At 42.7% G+C, this 19277-nt stretch carries 17 protein-coding genes; 8 read left to right on the forward strand and 9 right to left on the reverse strand.

Annotated features, from left to right (window positions below; translation table 11 throughout):
• Positions 1–8: 8 nt before the first annotated feature.
• Together D8793_RS10235 and D8793_RS10240 are read right to left on the reverse strand one after the other, a co-directional pair.
• Positions 9–1286, reverse strand: a complete 1278-nt coding sequence (locus D8793_RS10235; RefSeq protein WP_125371775.1) for a pyrimidine-nucleoside phosphorylase — start codon at positions 1284–1286, stop codon at positions 9–11.
• 2 nt (positions 1287–1288) lie between these two features.
• Complete coding sequence (locus D8793_RS10240; RefSeq protein ID WP_125371776.1) at positions 1289–1876, reverse strand: class I SAM-dependent methyltransferase; 588 nt, start codon at positions 1874–1876, stop codon at positions 1289–1291.
• 93 nt (positions 1877–1969) lie between these two features.
• On the opposite strand from D8793_RS10240, the gene coaA reads away from it, so the two are divergent.
• The 4 genes from coaA (at position 1970) to D8793_RS10260 (ending at position 4813) form a co-directional block, all read left to right on the forward strand.
• On the forward strand, positions 1970–2890 hold the full coding sequence (gene coaA / locus D8793_RS10245) for a type I pantothenate kinase (protein WP_125371777.1): 921 nt from the start codon (positions 1970–1972) through the stop codon (positions 2888–2890).
• 70 nt (positions 2891–2960) lie between these two features.
• A complete protein-coding gene (rpsT, locus tag D8793_RS10250; RefSeq protein WP_001274000.1) occupies positions 2961–3197 on the forward strand; it encodes a 30S ribosomal protein S20 in 237 nt (78 codons plus the stop codon).
• A gap of 67 nt (positions 3198–3264) precedes the next feature.
• Entirely contained in the window at positions 3265–3783 is a 519-nt protein-coding gene (locus D8793_RS10255; protein ID WP_125371778.1) for a DNA topology modulation protein, read from the forward strand.
• A 301-nt stretch (positions 3784–4084) separates the two neighbouring features.
• Entirely contained in the window at positions 4085–4813 is a 729-nt protein-coding gene (locus tag D8793_RS10260) for a TraX family protein (RefSeq protein WP_005590134.1), read from the forward strand.
• A gap of 279 nt (positions 4814–5092) precedes the next feature.
• On the opposite strand, the gene yaaA is transcribed toward D8793_RS10260, so the two are convergent.
• A complete protein-coding gene (yaaA, locus tag D8793_RS10265; protein ID WP_125371779.1) occupies positions 5093–5821 on the reverse strand; it encodes a peroxide stress protein YaaA in 729 nt (242 codons plus the stop codon).
• Positions 5822–5976: 155 nt separating this feature from the next.
• Here yaaA and D8793_RS10270 point away from each other — a divergent pair, with 155 nt between their 5' ends.
• From D8793_RS10270 to D8793_RS10280, 3 genes are all read left to right on the forward strand, one after another.
• The gene (locus D8793_RS10270) at positions 5977–6438 is read left to right on the forward strand and encodes a DUF1836 domain-containing protein (protein WP_185761057.1); all 462 of its coding nucleotides are present in this window, start codon (positions 5977–5979) and stop codon (positions 6436–6438) included.
• Positions 6422–7069 (forward strand): PAQR family membrane homeostasis protein TrhA, encoded by a 648-nt coding sequence (trhA, locus tag D8793_RS10275; protein WP_125371780.1) that lies wholly within the window; start codon positions 6422–6424, stop codon positions 7067–7069. The genes D8793_RS10270 and trhA overlap by 17 nt, the downstream gene beginning before the upstream one ends.
• Positions 7070–7260: 191 nt before the next feature.
• On the forward strand, positions 7261–8019 hold the full coding sequence (locus D8793_RS10280) for a CPBP family intramembrane glutamic endopeptidase (RefSeq protein ID WP_125371781.1): 759 nt from the start codon (positions 7261–7263) through the stop codon (positions 8017–8019).
• Positions 8020–8138: 119 nt separating this feature from the next.
• Here the strand turns inward: D8793_RS10280 and D8793_RS10285 are convergent, their stop codons facing one another.
• The 4 genes from D8793_RS10285 to D8793_RS10300 form a co-directional block, all read right to left on the reverse strand.
• Positions 8139–9779 carry a hypothetical protein gene (locus D8793_RS10285; protein WP_125371782.1) on the reverse strand — a complete coding sequence of 547 codons (1641 nt, stop codon included), beginning with the start codon at positions 9777–9779 and terminating at the stop codon, positions 8139–8141.
• A complete protein-coding gene (locus D8793_RS10290; RefSeq protein WP_125371783.1) occupies positions 9769–10512 on the reverse strand; it encodes an ABC transporter ATP-binding protein in 744 nt (247 codons plus the stop codon). Before D8793_RS10290 ends, D8793_RS10285 begins: the two co-directional genes overlap by 11 nt.
• Positions 10513–10622: 110 nt before the next feature.
• Positions 10623–12236 carry a M20/M25/M40 family metallo-hydrolase gene (locus D8793_RS10295; protein WP_125371784.1) on the reverse strand — a complete coding sequence of 538 codons (1614 nt, stop codon included), beginning with the start codon at positions 12234–12236 and terminating at the stop codon, positions 10623–10625.
• Between the two features lie 125 nt (positions 12237–12361).
• Entirely contained in the window at positions 12362–15397 is a 3036-nt protein-coding gene (locus tag D8793_RS10300; RefSeq protein ID WP_125371785.1) for a CocE/NonD family hydrolase, read from the reverse strand.
• Positions 15398–15576: 179 nt separating this feature from the next.
• On the opposite strand from D8793_RS10300, the gene D8793_RS10305 reads away from it, so the two are divergent.
• Entirely contained in the window at positions 15577–17025 is a 1449-nt protein-coding gene (locus D8793_RS10305) for an alpha-amylase (RefSeq protein WP_125371786.1), read from the forward strand.
• A gap of 72 nt (positions 17026–17097) precedes the next feature.
• Here the strand turns inward: D8793_RS10305 and D8793_RS10310 are convergent, their stop codons facing one another.
• Both D8793_RS10310 and D8793_RS10315 read right to left on the reverse strand, forming a co-directional pair.
• A complete protein-coding gene (locus tag D8793_RS10310) occupies positions 17098–17979 on the reverse strand; it encodes an alpha/beta fold hydrolase (RefSeq protein ID WP_260471123.1) in 882 nt (293 codons plus the stop codon).
• 188 nt (positions 17980–18167) lie between these two features.
• Positions 18168–19205, reverse strand: a complete 1038-nt coding sequence (locus D8793_RS10315) for a M42 family metallopeptidase (RefSeq protein WP_125371815.1) — start codon at positions 19203–19205, stop codon at positions 18168–18170.
• Positions 19206–19277: the final 72 nt, after the last annotated feature.

The raw sequence follows: 19277 nt of genomic DNA on the forward strand, positions 1-19277 counted from the left end.
TCCTAGAATTAAGCGATTACTTCGACAATCTCGCTTACTGCAAGGCTTTCACTACCTATTCTAACATTTTTTTGGAATTCTGTAACTAGTTCTTGAGAAATTTTTTCATTTGCGTAAATTTTTGCAACAATTTCCCCAATTTCGACTGTTTCGCCAACCTTTTTTTCAAACACGATACCAGTTTCATAATCTAGTTCGTCAGATTTGACGGCTCGACCTGCTCCTAATCTCATCGCAAACAAGCCAAATTCTATAGCTGGAAGCTCTGTGATAAAGCCAGATTGCTCTGCTCTCACTTCAGCCACATAAGCCGCCTGGGATGGCCGATACAAGTCCTCCAGATCACCACCTTGAGCCGCAATCATCTCTTCAAATTTTTTCAAAGCCGCTCCATTTGTCAAATGCTCTCTAATTTCAGAAACTGACTTCTCAACATTAGCCAAATCAAGCATAATCCGAGCGAGCTCGCAGATAAACTCCGTAATATCCTCGCGTCCTTGTCCTTGAAGGATTTCCAGCGCTTCTAGGATTTCCAAACGATTGCCAATGCTGGTACCTAAAGGCTGACTCATATCCGTAATAACTGCAACTGTTCTGCGTCCGACAGCCTTACCTAAATCTACCATGGTACGGGCTAGGACACGGGCATCCTCTAGATTTTTCATAAAGGCACCTTCACCGACGGTTACATCCAGCAAAATGCTGTCTGCACCAGCGGCGATTTTCTTGCTCATAACAGAGCTGGCAATCAAAGGAATGGTATCAACTGTAGCAGTCACATCACGCAAAGCATAGAGAAGCTTGTCTGCCTTGACCAGCTGGTCTGACTGACCGATGACGGATACACCAATTTCCTGAACCTGCTTGATGAAATCTTCCTGACTGCGCTCTACTTGGTAGCCCTTGACAGACTCGAGCTTGTCTATGGTACCACCCGTATGCCCCAAGCCTCGACCGCTCATCTTAGCAACGGGTACTCCAAAGCTAGCTACGAGAGGAGCCAAGATTAAGGTAACCTTATCTCCCACTCCACCAGTCGAATGCTTGTCGACCTTAATCCCTGAAATAGCTGACAGGTCAAACTGCTGGCCTGTACCTACCATGGCCATGGTCAAATCTGAAATTTCCCGAGTAGTCATTCCTTTAAAGTAAACAGCCATAGCAAAAGCTGACATCTGGTAATCTGGTACTGTTCCAGCTACATAGCCCTCAATCAGCCATTCAATCTCTTGACTGGACAACTCTAGTCCATCTCGTTTCTTTTGAATAATATCAACTGCCCGCATTTTTACTTCACACTCCTTAGGATATAATAACCTTTGTCCTTCTTGAGAGTCTCGCAGTTGCCAAACACTTCTTCCATTTTGGCTTTAGCACTAGGAGCTCCTTGTTTCTTTTGGATAACAATCGTCAAATCCCCATCCGCTAGTAAGTGATCATAGCTACCTGAAATAACCTCGTGCACCACCTGCTTACCAGCCCGAATCGGTGGATTGCTGATAATATGGTGAAATTGTCCGGTCACCTGTTCGTAAACATTGGACTGGAAAATATCTGCAGATACTTGGTTCGCATCCGCATTTTTTCTAGCCAAATCGAGCGCCCGCTGATTGATATCCACGAGAGTGACCTCCAGCCCTTGCGCTTTAGCCAGAGTCAAGCCCAATGTTCCATAACCGCACCCGACATCCAGCAACGTTTCTTCTTTGTTAAATTCCAAGGCAGACAACAAAACTCGACTGCCATAGTCGATCATTTTTTTGCTAAAGACACCAGCATCCGTTAAAAAGGTCATCTGTTGTCCTAATAATTCCACTTTTAATTCATGAATGTCATGTTTGGCATCCGGATTTTCTGCAAAATACATTTTAGTCATAAAACCATTTTATCATAATTTTTCTAGATTTGTAAATCGTTTTCATTTCTCCAAAAGTATGTTATACTAAAATCCATCATATAGGAGTAACTTATGACTAACGAATTTCTTCATTTTGAAAAAATCAGCCGCCAAACTTGGCAAAATCTGCATCGAAAGAAAAATCCACCGCTCACTGAGTCCGAACTCAATTCTATCAAGAGTTTCAATGACAAAATCAGTCTACAGGATGTGACAGATGTTTATCTGCCTCTGACAAATCTCATTCAGATTTATAAACGTTCCAAAGAAGATCTCGCCTTTTCAAAAGGTATTTTTCTACAAAAGGAGAGTAAAAGACAGCCCTTTATCATCGGAGTATCTGGCAGTGTTGCCGTTGGAAAATCAACGATTAGCCGCCTATTGCAAATCCTCCTATCACGGACTTTTACAAATGCCACCGTTGAATTAGTGACGACAGATGGCTTTCTCTATCCTAATCAAACTTTGATTGAAACGGGGATTTTAAATCGCAAAGGCTTCCCTGAAAGCTATAATATGGAACTCTTGCTAGACTTTTTAGACCGCATTAAAAATGGTCAAAACTATGAAATTCCCGTCTACTCGCACGAAATTTATGATATTGTCCCAAATGAAAAACAGGAAATCAAGGCAGCTGACTTTGTCATCGTAGAAGGTATCAATGTTTTCCAAAATCCGCAAAATGAACGCCTTTATATGACTGACTTCTTCGACTTCTCAATCTATGTAGATGCCGAAGTCGAAAATATCGAGTCTTGGTATCTGGATCGCTTTAAAAAATTATTGGCACTAGCCAAGCATGATACGCATAATTATTACCATCGCTTTACGACCCAGCCTGAAGAAGAAGTCATGGCGCTGGCCCATAATATCTGGGAAACAATCAATCTGGTGAACCTATTAGACTATATTGAGCCAACGCGTAATAGGGCCGAAGTGATTTTGCATAAGGCTAAAAATCATGAAATTGACGAAATCTATCTAAAAAAATAATTTAGGCTTGTCAAATCACAACTTTTCATATATAATTAGATAGTTAGTATTTTCAATGGAGGTGAATAACTTGGCAAACATTAAGTCAGCTATCAAACGCGCTGAATTGAACGTTAAACAAAACGAAAAAAACTCAGCTCAAAAATCAGCTATGCGTACTGCAATCAAAGCATTTGAAGCAAACCCGTCTGAAGAACTTTTCCGTGCTGCTAGCTCAGCTATCGATAAAGCAGAAACAAAAGGTTTGATCCACAAAAACAAAGCAAGCCGCGATAAAGCACGTCTTTCAGCTAAACTTGCTAAATAATGCATCGCGCATACAAAGGAGCTCCACGGAGCTTTTTTTGTTGCTCACTGTAATTAGGAGAATGTATATGAAGATTGCTATCATCGGCTACTCCGGCTCTGGCAAGTCAACCTTGGCCCAGCAGTTAGGCCACTTTCACCATATTCCTGTGCTTCATCTGGACACGATTCGGTTTGAAGAAAACTGGCAGACTCGTAGTCAAGACCAAGTCAAGGCTGATTTAGCGAATTTCCTCAAGCGAGAACAATCCTGGGTCATCGATGGCAACTACTCCTTCGCCTGCTTTGAGGAGCGCATGGCGCAGGCTGATCAGATTATCTTTATGAACTTTTCTCGCTGGAACTGCCTCTATCGCGCCTTCAAACGCTACCTCAAATACCGAAATCAAGTGCGAGAGAGTATGGCTTCTGGCTGTACTGAAAAACTGGATTGGGAATTCATCCGCTGGATCCTTTGGGATGGCAGGACAAGAGAGACTAAGAGTCTCTATGAAAAAGTTCGTCAGACCTATCCTGAAAAATTTATCGAATTGCAGAATCAAAAGCAATTATCAGACTATGTAAAAGAATCTGGGACAAAAGTCTAACCTTAAATATAAAAAGCGAACAAAAAGGAGTTATCTGACACTCAGAATTCTGTCTTGTTCACTTTTTTGTCTAATCTATCAATTTTAAAAATTTATAATAAAGAATTCCTAAAATCAAAATCTTTTTGTCCCAGCCTCGTTCAGTCTTATTTGTCAAGAAAAATCAGAAGTATTCATCGATGAGGTAAAAAGGTGAAATTCCAACTTACAAAATTGTAAGAAAAATGAGAGAAATGTAAGCTAAAGAAATGGAAAGAAGAAACTCTTTCTTGTATCATAGGAAAGGAAAAAGGAGAATCCTATGAAAAAAATGATTGACAATAGCAGTTTGAAACTGCTTGCTATGCTTGCAATGCTGATTGACCATATCGCCTGGGTATCTTTTCCACTTGCTACCAATATGAATATTCTCTCTCCTAACTGGCTGGCCAATAGTATGCACATAATAGGCCGCCTGGCTTTTCCAGTCTTTGCCTTTTGTATTGCGGAAGGCTATCGGCACAGTCATGATGTGAGCAAGTATATGAGACGATTGGGGCTGCTGGCTCTTATCAGTATCATCCCTTTCTCTCTGATGGGCTGGGTTACTGGTCTTGGCTTTATCATGCAAAATACGGTTGTTACTCTCTTTTTGGGGCTCTGTGCTCTTTATTACAGTGATCAGCAAACAGCAACCTGGAGAAAAGTTCTAATTATTCTACTCTGTTTTACTCTGTCCATTATCGCTGACGGCGGACTGACGGGAGGAGTTTTTGGTATCTATTCCTTTGCAAAGATTAAAGACCCAATCTTCCGAAAAATTGGCGGTGTCTTGGCACTGAACAGTGTGCAAATCCTAATTTTGGCCTTCAATTTCTCCTATGATGGTCTGGCTGATCTGGCTGCCACCTGTCTTCTGTTTCTCCTCGTGACCTCTTTCTACAACGGTCAAAAAGGGGCCAATATTGGAAAAGTATTTTACTGGTTTTATCCCCTTCATTTGCTCGCCTTGTCTCTGTTTCGAATTGCCTTTCTCTTATTTCTAATGTAGTTAATGAATGTATTAAAAGTTGCAGTAGAATACCTGTTAAGTTAATTTTTCTTTTGATAAGTCTAAATAATAGAGTAAAAGAGTCTGGAACAATAGTCTCTTTGCTACAAAAAAGAGTTTGGGACAAAAATATTTCAATTTTTAAAAATCTTAATTATTAAGCCCTTCAAATCTACAATTAAATGCGAAAAGCGAACAAAGCAGAATTCTGATTACCAGAAAACTAGTTTTGTTCGCTTTCTATATTTGAGGTCGGACTTTTGTCCCAGCCTCCTTTTCTTATTCTTCTTTTACAAAAACCAATTCTTTAGCATCTGAAAGATCTGCTCGATAAGCAAAACCTGCAAAAGAGAGCTGTTTGATTTGGTCAAGATGATCGACCTGGGCTTCCATCAAAGCAGTCAAAAACTGCCCACGCGCTTTTTTAGAAATAGTAGAATGACTTTTAAGTTTCCCAGATTTTTCTTCTAAAAACTTGAACCGAAGCATCTTCTCTCTGACCGATTTTTCAAAAACATCCTCAAATTCACTAGACAAGAGAGAAAGCAGCATATCTTCATCCGCTACCGCTTTTGTATACTCTTCCCGCCAAAATTTTTTCAGCATTTGACCATTGGGCTTCAGTCCCACCAAAAAATCCAATCGATGAGGGGCAATCGGACTCAGAGCAGGAATGACCCCATATAGACTAGAAGTTAAAAGCAAATGCTCCTGAATGTAGGAACTCTCCTCTGATGTCCAATCTTTTCGCTTGATATTGCGATACATGAGGCCATCAAATAAGTGCAATGCTGGGTAGGTCTCCGCTTCATTCTTGCTCAAATTTTGAACTCTTTGGTGTTCTATTTCAGCCATCTGCGGACTGATTTTATATAAGTTTTCCAACTCTCCGGCTGAGAATTGCAACAACTCTTCTATTATGATTTTGCTTTTAGGCGTCAACTGGGAGCGCCCCAGCGAGTTCTGTTCTTCATTCATTTCTTTGGCAGTCGGAATTAAAATCTTCATAGTTTCCCTCTCTTATCTTAGATTCTGAGTCCATTTTCCTGTTTTCCCTACTCATGATTATAGCAAATTTTGGACAAATCGGATTTATTCTTGACTTTAATTTTCAAAAATGATAATATCTAGTTATCAAAACTAGATATTAGAAAGTTTGAAATTTGGAAACGAAAAATCTGTTCCCGAGATGGGATGAATTGCCTGTTCTTGACCTATATCTGGACCAAGTCCTGCTCTACGTCAACAAGGTCTGTAAGCCAGCTTTTACTGCATCCGACAAAGGCTTGACGGCATCCATGATCAATAATTATGTCAAGCATGGCTACCTTGAAAAACCTCTAAAGAAAAAATACAATCGCCAGCAAGTTGCCCGCTTGATTGCCATTACAAGTTTGAAAACTGTTTTTTCTATTCAAGATATTGCTGCTACTTTAGATATGCTCAATGCTGAGACCCAGTCTGAAGAGCTCTACAATGACTTTGTGGATTATATGAACGGACGGAAACTTGAAGTGACTCCCATTATTGCCAGTGCCTGTCAGACCTTAAAACTCTACCAGCAAACCCTTGCTTTTATCCAAGTACCCGAAAAGGAGGACGATAACGATGAACTACGCGCTTAAACTCAGTAAACAACTCTCTTTTGGAGAGGAAATTGCCAACGCTGTCACCCATGCCGTCGGAGCTGTTTTGATGCTGATTCTTCTGCCTATCTCAGCTATTTACAGTTATGAAGGGCATGGCCTCGTTTCTGCTGTTGGCACTTCTATCTTTGTCATTAGCCTTTTCCTCATGTTTCTCTCTTCTACCATTTACCACTCCATGTCCTATGGCTCTACCCACAAATACATCCTACGGATTATTGACCACTCCATGATTTATATCGCTATCGCGGGCAGCTATACTCCCGTCGTCCTTTCACTCATGAATGACTGGCGGGGCTATCTGATTATCGCGATTCAGTGGGGCACGACCATCTTTGGTATTCTCTACAAAATCTTTGCCAAGAAGGTCAATGAGAAATTCAGCCTGGCTCTCTATCTAATTATGGGCTGGCTGGTTATCTTTATCATCCCGCAAATTATCGGACAAACTGGAGCAGTGTTTTGGGGACTCATGCTAGCAGGCGGTCTTTGCTACACAGTCGGCGCTGGTTTTTATGCCAAAAAGAAGCCCTACTTCCACATGATTTGGCATCTCTTCATCCTAGCCGCTTCTGCTCTTCAGTATCTAGCAATTGTCTATTTCATGTAAAACTGCTTTTCAAAGCAGTTTTTTTCTATAGCATAAGGCAGCTCTTCAACCAAGCCTACATCAAGTCTGCACTAACCACTTCTCAAAAGTAGGAACTTTGAAATAATATAAATTTAAGCTTTCTCTGCTAAGATAAAGATAGAAAAGATGATCTCTGGCAATTAAATCTGCCAGTTATGGAAGGGAAACGAATGGCTATTTTATCAAAAATCCGCCCATCACAGCCTCTGAAAGAACTGAAATGGTTTGACATTCTTGTGATTACTCTGTTCATGTTTGGTCAGTTCATCTACCGATCAACTGAGCTTTACCTGGCTAGTTTTTCAACAACAGCGACGACGGCAGCAACTGAAACAGTCAGCAATACAGCTAGCGAAGGCGCAGCATTCTCAAGTAATTTCAATCTTCAGCTCCTGATGCTGGTCTTGACCATTCTTTACCTATTGCTTCGGCGCTTTGACTTTAAGCAGCTCCCTATCCGCCTGAGCTGGTCGGTTCTGCTCTGGACTCCTCTTATTTTTGTAGTGGTAGGGTTCTTTGGTGACATTGTGACGACACTGAGTGGCGGGTATAATTACTTTGATTCAACCCTCTGGTCTTATGTAGATGTGCTAGAAATCTTCCGGAAATTTGCTGATCTGACACCAATGGCTATTCTCTATGGACTGCTCAATGGCTTCTATGAAGAATTCTTCTTTCTGGGTCTTATGACCTCTGTCAAGGATAAGTATAAGTGGTGGGCACTGGCCTACTCTACTATCATTCGGATTTCTTTCCATACTTATCAAGGAATGCTCTGGGCCCTGGTTATCGGAGTGGTCTATGGACTCTTTTACTATTTCCTTTACAAGTACAAGGTCAAGAACCTCCTGCCTTTCTTTCTCATGCACGCCCTGGCGGATATGTTTGGCTCCAGCTTGATGTATGTACTGATTAACTGGCGTTCCTAAACGGATAAAAATCAGCTGACATACAGTTTATGTCGGAAAACTATAAAATAAATCGAAACTAAAAAGCTTAGAAACAAGGTATCAAGTAACCTCGCTGCTAAGCTTTTTATTATGGTCAATTAGCAATTAAAACTAGCAATCTCACTATCAAGTTTTTTCATATAGTAGCGATAGATTAGATAAGAAACAAGTCCAGAAATCAAAATCAGCAGAACTGAAAGGAGATAGAGAACTGCGAGAGTCAGGAAGTATGAAATCGCATAGAGAACGCCAATCACGATCATCACTCCAATGGTAAAGGCTAGTGCCAATAGGGTCTTACCCATACTATTATCTCGAGTCATTAGCTCGTTGACATTGGACCAGTTGGTCACCAAATGCTTATAATCTCGATGATAGCCCCAAGCACTCCAAGCTAGGCTAGCCATAAACCAAACCAGCAGCATAACCAGAAAAGTCACCAGATGAACATGGAAGATAAGACTGGTCACCAAAAGAAGAATCACTGGTAGAATGGACTGAATAGCAAAGAGATACCAAAATTTGAGACGAACGTATTTTCTGAGCTCGAAAGGCAAAACCTTCAGATAATCAAAATTTTCCCGCTCCAAGGATAAACCTATAGAGGTCAGATTATTCCCACCCGAATTGAGGGTAGCGATAAACATAGATAGGAAGCTAAGCGGAAGTAAAAATCGCGGAATCAAGAACGGGCTAACATCTAGATCTGCTTTGACTGCCCCCATGGCCATACTAAAAATGATGATGTAAGGAATCAGTGCTGACATGAAGAGAGCCTGCAAGATAACCGAACCTTCACTCAGCAGCCGAATGTGATAGCGCCAGACGAACTTCTTAAAATTCTTGGCCTCGTCCATATTGATATCGTGCACCCGCTCACGTTTGCCACTTGCTGCACCCGTCATCAAGGCTGCTTCATAAAATTCTGGTATGACCTTGAACTTAACCACCAAGAAGAGCAGAGCCGCCACGGCAAGCCAAGCTAGAATTCCTAAAATTGCAGACAAGCTAAAAGGATTGATGATAAAGTCGTAAAAGGCTACAACGGGCGGGAAATAAGGTGTGGCTACTGTATTGCTGGCGATACTACGACTGTTCATTTGATTGATAAAGATATAGAGTCCTACCGAACCAAGGGAAACCAGCCCTAGAATCACATTGGATAGAATAGTCTTATACTTTCTAAAGAAAGCTGTCTTGGTGATAAAATGCACCAAAATCAAAATGATAAAGGTTATAACAGAGCTTAAAATGACAATCGAAATCAAGGCCATAGGCAAGCCGACTAAGGGATTTCCGCCTTGAAGAGCTAGCACGATGAAATAGCTATACATGGGCAGAATCGCAATCAAGAGAGTCAGGACAACAGAGATGCTCTTTCCGACAATGATTTCTGATTCACTAAAGGCATAGGGCCGATAGGACTGCAAATCCTTGCTTTCATAAAAGACATTATAGAAAACCAAGAAGCCCTGTGACATGGAAAATATAGCAAATACGGAGACCATATTGGCAAAATGTCCCGGATTGCCCACCATGTGATTGAAGGCACTCATGATACCAAAGAAGAACAGGTAGACCAACCCCAAAATCAAGTACATTCGAATAGCCTGCAGGGAGACATTGACTTTTACCTCTGGATTTTTTTCCTGCTTCTTGCGGTATTGCTGCAACTGCGAAGCTTGGATAGCATAGAGAATATTGATATCAACTAATTTTTTAATCGCTTTAAGACGCATCTGAACTCACCTCTTCTCTGTGGCCAGCCAGACCTAGATAGATGGTTTCGAGGGATTGGTCTGGATGCTGGGCTTTTAGGTCTTCAACCGTTCCGTAGAATATCAGCTCTCCTTTTTTGAGAATGGCAATCTTGTCGCATAGCTGCTCAGCCACTTCTAACACGTGGGTTGAAAACAGAACTGTATTTCCCTTGTTAGCATGCTCGCGCATCATCTGCTTGAGATCAAAAGCTGCCTGAGGATCCAAGCCTGTCAAAGGCTCATCCAAGACCCAGATATCTGGATCGGACAAAAGGGCACCAATGACAAAGACCTTCTGCCGCATACCGTGTGAAAACGACTCAATTACTTCATAACGATGGCTAGCAAAGTCAAAGATAGCCAGCAACTCACCCAAACGAGCCTCTACTTCTGCCGTGGTCATATCATAGGAAGTCGCTACTAGCTCCCAAAATTCATTGGCTGTCAGACGCAAGAAAAGGTCAGGAGAATCAGCTACATAGCCGATTTTTTTCTTGATTTCTAGACGATTACTGGATAGCTCCTTGCCGTCCACAAAAATTTGTCCCTGTGTCGGATTAATGACGCTGACCAGGGATTTAATGGTCGTTGACTTACCCGCTCCATTGTGACCGATCAGACCAACAATCTCACCGCTTTCCAAGGTCAGATTCAGATGGTTAAGCGCCAGCTTGCCATCATAGTCTTTTGTAACATCTCTAAATTCAATCATGGGAATCTCCTTTGCTATGTTTTAAGGTTATTATACTATCCTAAAAATCATTTGTCTAGAAACTAGCGAAAAAGTTCGGATTTTGCTTTAAAACAAGGCAGAACCATCCTTTAAACTTCGAAAGATTGAGCATTCTCCAGCAGATAGAGCAAGAAATTAGGAATGGTTTCCAGCATATCCTGCTCATAGACACGCTCAGTAAGCTGATGCAAGTCCTTGCCCCATGGACCGAGATTGATACCGGGGATATGATTAGCCACAATTTCTGGGAAATCCAGATGATAGAGATTCTCAGGTACAGGCATACTGGCAATCAGGTCTTGGTATTCAGCGGCAGGCTTCTCTAAGGCACAGTAACTAAGGTCACAGATTCCCATGAAAAATTCGTCCACTTGGAGCTGACAACCAGCTTCCTTGTCCAGAAAATCCCCATAAAGTTGAACGACCTTTTCAATACTAATCGGACTGTCCGACAGACGACGACAATTCATTGATGGATAGTAAGGCGGCGCGATTGCTAGGACAACCAAAGCTTCCTTACGGTCGTAGAAATCTAAAACCTTCTGGATATTTTGAATGCTGATTTCCTGATAGGAGGCACCCTCTTGCAGAGCCTGCTGCGCTTCTTCATAAATTTGCTGCAAAGTGGCTTTAAAACCGATTTTTTCTTGGCATTCTTGCAGTAATTCCTGATAGGTCAGCACGCGCGGTTTCGGTACATGCTTGCTTTCTTCATAAACCTTCTGCAACTGACAGTAGTTTTGATAAAAGTCCTCCACTGCTTCCTGACTGAGATTCTTTATGGTCGCCAGCAGCTCTGTTGGACTCTTTTCTAAATAAAGGACGCTGAAATAGCCTGCAGCACGCAGCACTGTTGATACATCGTAATTGTCCTTCAAATCACGCAGATAGGACCATGATGGCAGAGACGAACGTTCTCCATAGGCCATGTCAGACAGAGCTGGATTGAGGTCAATTTTTTCAGCAACCTTGGCTAGCAAGGACAGGGCATTGATCCCCTTGAGCGGCTCTTTCATGTGCGAAAGGATGCCCTGAGTCACGACAACTGGCATCAACTTGCCGACTGTTCCTATATGAAGCACCTTTTCCTCCGCTGACTGACTCTCAAAAGGCTCAGAATCCACGGCCAGAAGGTAATGAAGCTGGAAACGCTCCTTCAGTTCAGCAAGCAAGGCTGTTGCTGCCCGCATGCCTTGGGAATAGGACTCCTCATCCCCGACCGAAAGATAAAGCAAATTGACCTGACCAGACTGTATCTTACTGTATCTTTCCACCACTCCCAGCTGCAAGGCCAGAGCAGCTTTCATATCGCAAGAGCCTCGACCGAACTGCCATTTGTCCGACGCAATATCTGCTAAAAGATCTGAATCTGAAGAAATGGAGGGCAGTTTTTCTTTAAGAGTCTGATTATCAAAAGCCCAGTCTTTGAGACTGCCAAAGTCCTCAATATCCACTGTATCATGATGATGAAAAAGAATCACGGTATCAGCTGTATCTCGCTTGACCAGAGCCCAGTTGACACTGCGGTTATAAAAATCATTTGGAATCTGATAGCAGCCAAACTGTTCTGGATGCTCCTGAAAATAAGGAATCTCCCCTATCCGTTCCTGAAGAAAGGCTTCAATCTTCCGTTCAGAACTAGTATGGGTAAAACTTTCAATCACCATACTTTGGTCAAAAATATCTTGAATATGATTTTTCATTCTTTCTACCTCTCTGTTTGCTGGCACTTCTGACTTGCAAGCCAAGGCCAGCTGAAAGACGATAAGGCAAAAGCAGCCAATCTTTACCTAGGAAGAAATGTTTGGCTGCTTTTTTCTTGTAATGACTAACGATGAGAATATTTCTTAACGAGGCCAGACATGCCGAATGTGCTGACAAAAAGCACCAATCCTAGATAGAACATTCCTTTTTCTGAATGGCTACCAGTTTTTGGCAAGGAAGCTGGAGCTTGTTGAACAGCTGCCTGCTCCACTTGAGACGCTTCTGGTTGACTAGCCAATTGCTGCACCTGAGGCACCACTTTCTGACTGCCTAATTGCTGCACATGGTCAGTCGTTCCTTGCTGCTCTTCTTTACTTCTAACCCTCGAATCGACTGACGGAGCTTCTTGTTTCGGATCCTGTCTATCAAAGATATATTCTGGGACTTCTCTGATTTCTGGTGCAACTAGTTTTTCCCCAAGAATTTCAGGTAAGTTGGCATATTCCGTATCAAGTGCACTTGCTACATAATCAGCTTTTTGAGAACGACTAGCTTCTACAGTCGGTACTAGCGCACTAATAGAATCCGTCTTGAAAGTCACCTCATACTGACGCTTAATCGTCAAGTCACTAGGGTCATAGGTATTGAAGACCAGAGCCAGCTTGTGGCCTTTTTTCACCGTGTAAAGATTCGGCTGCAAATACATGGTGTAATCATGGAATTGACCGACTTTTGGCTTAATGCTCTTTTCTGAACTAGACGGTGTATAGCCTGATTCTGGATTGGCTAAGTTTAGCCAGCCCTTAGCAATGACCTTGTATTTGGTTTTGGTTGTCGCAAAGTTTTTAACATCCAGATTGCTGAGATTGCTACCCATCCAGAAGTCACCAGCCTTGCTGTCATCACTAGCAGCACCATTTCCAACAACATCAAACTCTTGGTCTGATACATCTACCAAGAGTGCATTGACCTGCAAGTTTTTGCCACTTCCCTTGGCTAAAGCTGCCTTGAAGTGAACTGGAATATGGCCCTTGATAGTCGTGTCTTCTTTGACTTCTGTCATAAAGGTCATGTTAGCCTTAGAAGATCCTTGACTGACTGCCTCATCTCGCTTGCTAGTGTCAATCCCAGCCCCCGCATAGTCACTGGAGATGGTTTCTTCTAGACGTTTGGACTTAGCTGTCAAAATCAAACGATTATTACTTTTCCAGTTATCATAGCTCGTCCATTTATTTGGATCGTAGTTATTTTGTGCCAAGACAGCAGGAAGCTTGCTAACATCGTTCTTGACATCGTAAAGATAATGAGAGAACCAAATATTGAGCAAGTCGTAGAAATCTTGATTGTTGGCCTTGATGCCATACCCTCGAGAGATAGCTGCCGGATGGACATGGTCTCCTTGGTGGAGATAGAGTTTTACATTTTGTCCCGCTTTTTTCAAGACATCATACATAAGCTCAAATTGTTTTGTTTTGACGTTGTCATCATTTAAGCCATGTACCAGCAGGGCGCTAGTCTTTATCTTTCCTGAATTTAGGGTATAATCGCGTTCCCGCCAAACTTGGCTATAATTGCGACCGTGAGCTTTTTGGTCCTTGTTTAGCTGATTAATGTAATCAGCATACTTGTTCCAGATTGAAGCCCAATCGTCTTGATCAAGCATCCGAGTAGAAACATAGAGTGATAGCCAAGACAGATCACTGTATGGCGGATTGCTGTAGGCTGTTCCTTGACTATTGAAATAATCATACCAGCTAGCAATTCCTGCGGCTGGAACGATAGTTCTCAGGCCTTCTACACCCGTTGTTGCCACACCGAAAGTTGTCGTACCGGCCCAAGATAGGCCAGTCATGCCGACTTTGCCATTGGCCCAGTCAGCCTTGATTTCAATATTGCTAGTTCTGTCTGTGTAGGCTGTCCGTTTACCGTTAACCCATTCAACAATATTTTTAAAGGCTTCTACTTCTAAATCAGATCCAGTTGTATTGAAGCCTTCTGAGCCTTTAGTTCCCAGACCAGCGCTGGAAACAAAAGCATAGCCGCGCACTAGGAAGTAATCATACCAGTTCAAATTCTCGTAATCATGAATCCCTTCATAAGGGCTATAATAGTACCAATCTGAAGCTTTGGCCTTCTTCGCCGCATCAATACTGCCCATGCTAGAAACCGGTTGGCGCTTAGCAGGCTTATTGTGCAAACTCTTCATATCATAAGAACCGTTTGTCGGCAGATTGAGACTTTCCAAGGTCACATAGTTTTCATCCAAAGTCCCTGCGACATAAGGACGAGCTTCTAAAATTGTAGAAGCCTTAAAATCACCTTGGGCTACTGCTTTAGGAAGTTGTACGATAGCCTTGACGAGGTCACGCTTTCCGTCTCCATCCGTGTCATGATCCGTCTCAACATAGACAGGAAAACGGACGATATCGCTTTTCTCATACGAATAGTCTTTATCTTCCTTAGCCCCACTGCTGTATGGGAAAATTGGCTGTGCCCGACCATTCAAAAAGAGCGGTGCTTTCTTTTCAGCACGATAGGCATCATGCAGGCGCTTGGCAACTGCATACATAGTCTGCAGATTGCTTCCCTGTACGCGAGCTGTCAAATCAGCCTCTTTGTCAATCATTCCCATGCTCTTGGCTAGATTCACTCTATCTTGAGCACTGGTGCCTAGCTGAGATTCATTGACGGCTGCCCATTTCAGTAGTTCATCGACTGCTTCTTGCAAGGTCAATTCCTTATCAGCCAAGGCTGGATTTGAAAGACTCCCCGTATAAGCAGACAGGTCTTGTCCTTTAGCAGTGGCAGGCACAGCAGAAGGTACTAAGCTAGCATCTTGAGCCCAAGCTAAAGGCGGAGACTCCAGTGACGAAGCAGCTATTTCAGGACTCGCATCTGGTCTTTCAACAGTGACCAACTCCCCTTCTTGCTTTTCTGGCCTTGCAGAATCCGACGATTCCTTGCTTTCAACCTCTAAAACTGCTGGCTGATGGACTGAAGATACCGGTTCAGACGGCTTTGCGACAGCTTCTGTTTGAAGAATTTCCTTGCTTTCGACATTCGCCTGACTTGCCTCATCGGCTTGAACAACCTGGCCTAAGGCAAAAGGTGCAAATATCGAGACTGATAAGAGTAACCTCACTAGTCCTCTCTTTTTCATAAAGAGCCCCTTTCTTTTTATAAAGTATATTACTTGTCCATTATACTATGTAAGCGTTTCAATTTCAATGCTAGTTTTATCTTATGAGCAAAAAATATAAAATTAACTTATATAAACGTTTGTGTCATCATTCTTCTTTTGGTAAAATAGACCCATCCCAAGAATGTGAGGTATCTCGTATGGAAAATCAAACATTAATGCAATATTTTGAATGGTACTTACCAAATGATGGACAACATTGGAATCGCTTGGCGGAGGATGCTTCTCATCTAGCATCAAAAGGCATCCGCAAAATTTGGATGCCGCCAGCTTTCAAAGCAACAGGCTCAAATGATGTCGGCTATGGAGTTTATGATCTCTTCGACCTAGGCGAGTTTGACCAAAAAGGAACTGTCCGCACCAAATATGGGTTTAAAGAAGACTACCTAAATGCTATCCAAACTCTCAAAGCCAATGGCATTGAACCCATGGCTGATGTAGTCCTCAATCACAAAGCAGCTGCGGACTACAAAGAGCGTTTTACTGTCGTTGAAGTAGATCCCAACGACCGAAACATAGAAATCTCAAAACCATTTGAAATAGAAGCGTGGATGCATTTTACTTTCCCAGGCCGCAATAAAACCTACAATGACTTTGAATGGCATTGGTACCACTTTACCGGTACAGACTATGATGCCAAAAACAACAAGTCAGGCATTTTCCTTATCCAAGGAGACAATAAAGGCTGGGCAGATGATGAGCTTGTGGACAATGAAAACGGCAACTATGACTATCTCATGTATGCCGATATTGACTTCAAGCATCCAGAGGTTATTCAAAACCTCTACGACTGGGTTTACTGGTTTATCGAAACAACGGGCGTTCAAGGATTTCGTTTAGATGCTGTCAAGCATATTGACTCCTTCTTTATGAGAAATTTTATCCGAGATATAACTGCAAAATACGGTGAGGATTTCTATGTTTTTGGAGAATTTTGGAATAGCGATGAGACGGCTAATAACGATTATCTCAAAAATATTGAATACCGCTTTGATCTTGTTGACGTCAAGCTCCACCATAATTTCTTTGACGCTAGCATAGCTGGGGCAGACTTTGACCTACGGACGATTTTTGATCAGACGCTTGCCAAGAATCATCCTGAATCAGCCGTGACCTTCGTGGACAATCACGACACCCAGCGAGGACAAGCTCTGGAGTCCACCGTCGAAGAATGGTTCAAGCCAGCAGCCTATGCTCTCATCCTGCTTCGAGAAGAAGGACTGCCTTGCGTCTTTTACGGCGACTACTATGGTATTAGTGGGGAATTTGCCCAAGAGAGCTTCCAAGACGTACTGGATAAACTGTTGGATATTCGTCTCAACCTAGCTTACGGTGAGCAGACTGACTACTTTGACGATGCCAACTGTATTGGCTGGACTCGTCAAGGCAAGGACGGTGGTCAGCCAATCGCTGTTGTTGTCAGCAATGACCAAGCCAGTAGCAAACGTATGCTGGTCGGCTCAGAATGGGCTGGTAGAGAATTCAGCGATTATCTGGGCAAGAGCTCTCAAATCGTGACCATTGACGAAGAAGGCTGGGGAGAATTTCCAGTGGAGGAAAAGTCAGTCAGTGTCTGGTCTGTCAAATAATCTGTATATTCAAAAAGGAGAGGGAATTTTTCCCTCTCCTTTTTTTAGTATTTCAAGCTTCTATAAAACTTGCTATTTTAAAAACTGCTTTATTTTTTCTGCCAACTCATCACTAGCATAATCATGCACATAGTGAGGACAGTCTAGTAGAATTAGCTCTGTCTGTGAATACTGCTCTGCAAAATCCTTCTGGAAGCTCTGCCATTTTCCCTGACTATAGCCAGTCCCTTGGCCATTTGAATAAAAGAGCAAGATTGGTCGTTCAGGAAGCTTTTCCTTCGAAACTAGCTCAGCATTTTGCTTAACCTGCATGACCTCTTCATAAACAGCATTTGACAATGGACGACGATAGAAAAGAGCCTTGTATATCTGCTTTTCTTCTGCTGTCAAATCACCAGCCGCAAGAGCGGGAACTTGCTTGTCAACATCATAAAATACCCGACTTAATCCTAAATGAGCAGCCATTTGTAAGCCTTTATAAGCTAAAGGATAGAGCCTCAGATCAGTGTAAGAACTCGGCAAAGCCATATCCAGTCCGATAATGCCTTGGACTTCTTCTGGATATTTTGCAACCCAATGAAGCGCTTCTAGTCCGGCCATAGAGTGTGCTACCAAAGTATATGGGCCTGTGATTTCAGCCTTTTGTAAAGCCTGCCTCGTCTGGGCAAGTACCGTATCAATGTCTCTACTATCTCCTTGGCTGTCATCGCTAAAGCCATAGCCTAAGCGTTCGACCACAACTATGCGATAATCTTTTTCCAATCTTGAATAGAGGGTCTTAAAGTCAAGAATAGGGGACGTTGTGCCACCACCCGCCAAAAAGACCAGCGTCTTATTTCCTTGACCAGTTACATAGACATTCATATTCTTGCCGTCTACTTGAATCGGGCGACCTGAGGGATTATCAAGCAATTTTTGCTCTTTAGTCAGGCAGATTTGATGATATGTAAACATTAAGACCAGAGCACTTATGATTGTAAAAAGCAAACACAGAAAGAATTTCTTCAAATACCTGAACATCATAACTTTCCAAATATCTTTAGGCATCTACGAAAATTTAACCAATTGAACAAGAACAGCCATTCTGATTCCCATAGGATACTCAGATTTCTGCCTCTTATTCAAGGCTAGATGCCCTACTCCTACTCCACCAAGCCACTTCTTAGATAAGCATCCACCATACGCTCCGTAGCGACAACTGAATCAATATGGGTACGCTCATAAGAGTGGCTGGATTCGATGCCAGCGCCTAACAGGGCATGCTTGACTTCTGCTCCTGCGCTCATAGCTGCAGAGGCGTCTGACCCGTAAAATGGATAGATGTCCAGTTTGTAAGGAATGTCCTGCTTCTTGGCTAAATTTACCAAATGCTGGCGGAAGCCATAGTGATAAGGGCCTGAAGCGTCCTTAACACAGATGGAAACCGTATACTCATCTGTCTGCTGGTCGTCACCCATAGCACCCATATCAACCGCCAAATACTCTACCGCTTGCTCAGGCAGGCTGGAATTAGCCCCATGACCAACCTCTTCAAAGACACTGAAAGCAAAGTGAGTCGTCACTGGTAGCTGAACATTTTCCTCTTTGTAGACGCGCAAAAGATTGAGCAAAATAGCTGCGCTGACCTTGTCATCCAGAAAGCGGGACTTGATAAAGCCTGACTCGGTAACTGTGGTACGGGGGTCAAAGGAAATAAAATCACCGACTTCGATTCCTAAATCGCGAGTTTCTTTCTCACTTGTCACCTTTTCATCCAAACGGACTTCCATATTGTCCTGAGTACGTTCAACCGTCCCTGCATCCTTATAGACATGGCAGGATGTCTGGTGAACCAAAATAGTCCCACTGATAGTCTTACCGCTACTTGCCACATGGACTAGACAGTTTTCTCCTTCAATCATGTTCCAAGGGAAACCGCCAATTCGATCCAGCTTGAGACGACCATCTGGCTTAACCGCACGCACGATAGCACCCAGAGTATCCACATGGGCAGTCACTACCCGATGCTGGGCATCATTTGCACCCTTAACCACAACATGAACGCCGCCTTTATTGGTCCGAACAGGCTCATAGCCCAAGACTTCTAATGTCTTCACCAGATAATCCGCCACCTCAGCCGTAAAGCCTGTTGGAGAAGGGATAGCCGTTAATTCTTGTAAATATTGAACAGTTTGATTCATCATAACTCCTTTAGATCATTTATACTGTCAATTATAGCATAAATCCGCTGTCAAATATCGTCCTGACTGGCT

Source organism: Streptococcus cristatus (assembly GCF_003943465.1).
GTDB classification, from domain to species: domain Bacteria; phylum Bacillota; class Bacilli; order Lactobacillales; family Streptococcaceae; genus Streptococcus; species Streptococcus cristatus_C.

Coding starts and splice junctions, on each gene's coding strand:
- D8793_RS10235 (WP_125371775.1), bottom strand. CDS start 1,286: ATGCGGGCAGTTGATATTATTCAAAAGAAACGAGATGGACTAGAGTTG.
- D8793_RS10240 (WP_125371776.1), bottom strand. CDS start 1,876: ATGACTAAAATGTATTTTGCAGAAAATCCGGATGCCAAACATGACATT.
- coaA (WP_125371777.1), top strand. CDS start 1,970: ATGACTAACGAATTTCTTCATTTTGAAAAAATCAGCCGCCAAACTTGG.
- D8793_RS10255 (WP_125371778.1), top strand. CDS start 3,265: ATGAAGATTGCTATCATCGGCTACTCCGGCTCTGGCAAGTCAACCTTG.
- D8793_RS10260 (WP_005590134.1), top strand. CDS start 4,085: ATGAAAAAAATGATTGACAATAGCAGTTTGAAACTGCTTGCTATGCTT.
- yaaA (WP_125371779.1), bottom strand. CDS start 5,821: ATGAAGATTTTAATTCCGACTGCCAAAGAAATGAATGAAGAACAGAAC.
- trhA (WP_125371780.1), top strand. CDS start 6,422: ATGAACTACGCGCTTAAACTCAGTAAACAACTCTCTTTTGGAGAGGAA.
- D8793_RS10280 (WP_125371781.1), top strand. CDS start 7,261: ATGGCTATTTTATCAAAAATCCGCCCATCACAGCCTCTGAAAGAACTG.
- D8793_RS10285 (WP_125371782.1), bottom strand. CDS start 9,779: ATGCGTCTTAAAGCGATTAAAAAATTAGTTGATATCAATATTCTCTAT.
- D8793_RS10290 (WP_125371783.1), bottom strand. CDS start 10,512: ATGATTGAATTTAGAGATGTTACAAAAGACTATGATGGCAAGCTGGCG.
- D8793_RS10295 (WP_125371784.1), bottom strand. CDS start 12,236: ATGAAAAATCATATTCAAGATATTTTTGACCAAAGTATGGTGATTGAA.
- D8793_RS10300 (WP_125371785.1), bottom strand. CDS start 15,397: ATGAAAAAGAGAGGACTAGTGAGGTTACTCTTATCAGTCTCGATATTT.
- D8793_RS10305 (WP_125371786.1), top strand. CDS start 15,577: ATGGAAAATCAAACATTAATGCAATATTTTGAATGGTACTTACCAAAT.
- D8793_RS10310 (WP_260471123.1), bottom strand. CDS start 17,979: ATGTTTACATATCATCAAATCTGCCTGACTAAAGAGCAAAAATTGCTT.
- D8793_RS10315 (WP_125371815.1), bottom strand. CDS start 19,205: ATGAATCAAACTGTTCAATATTTACAAGAATTAACGGCTATCCCTTCT.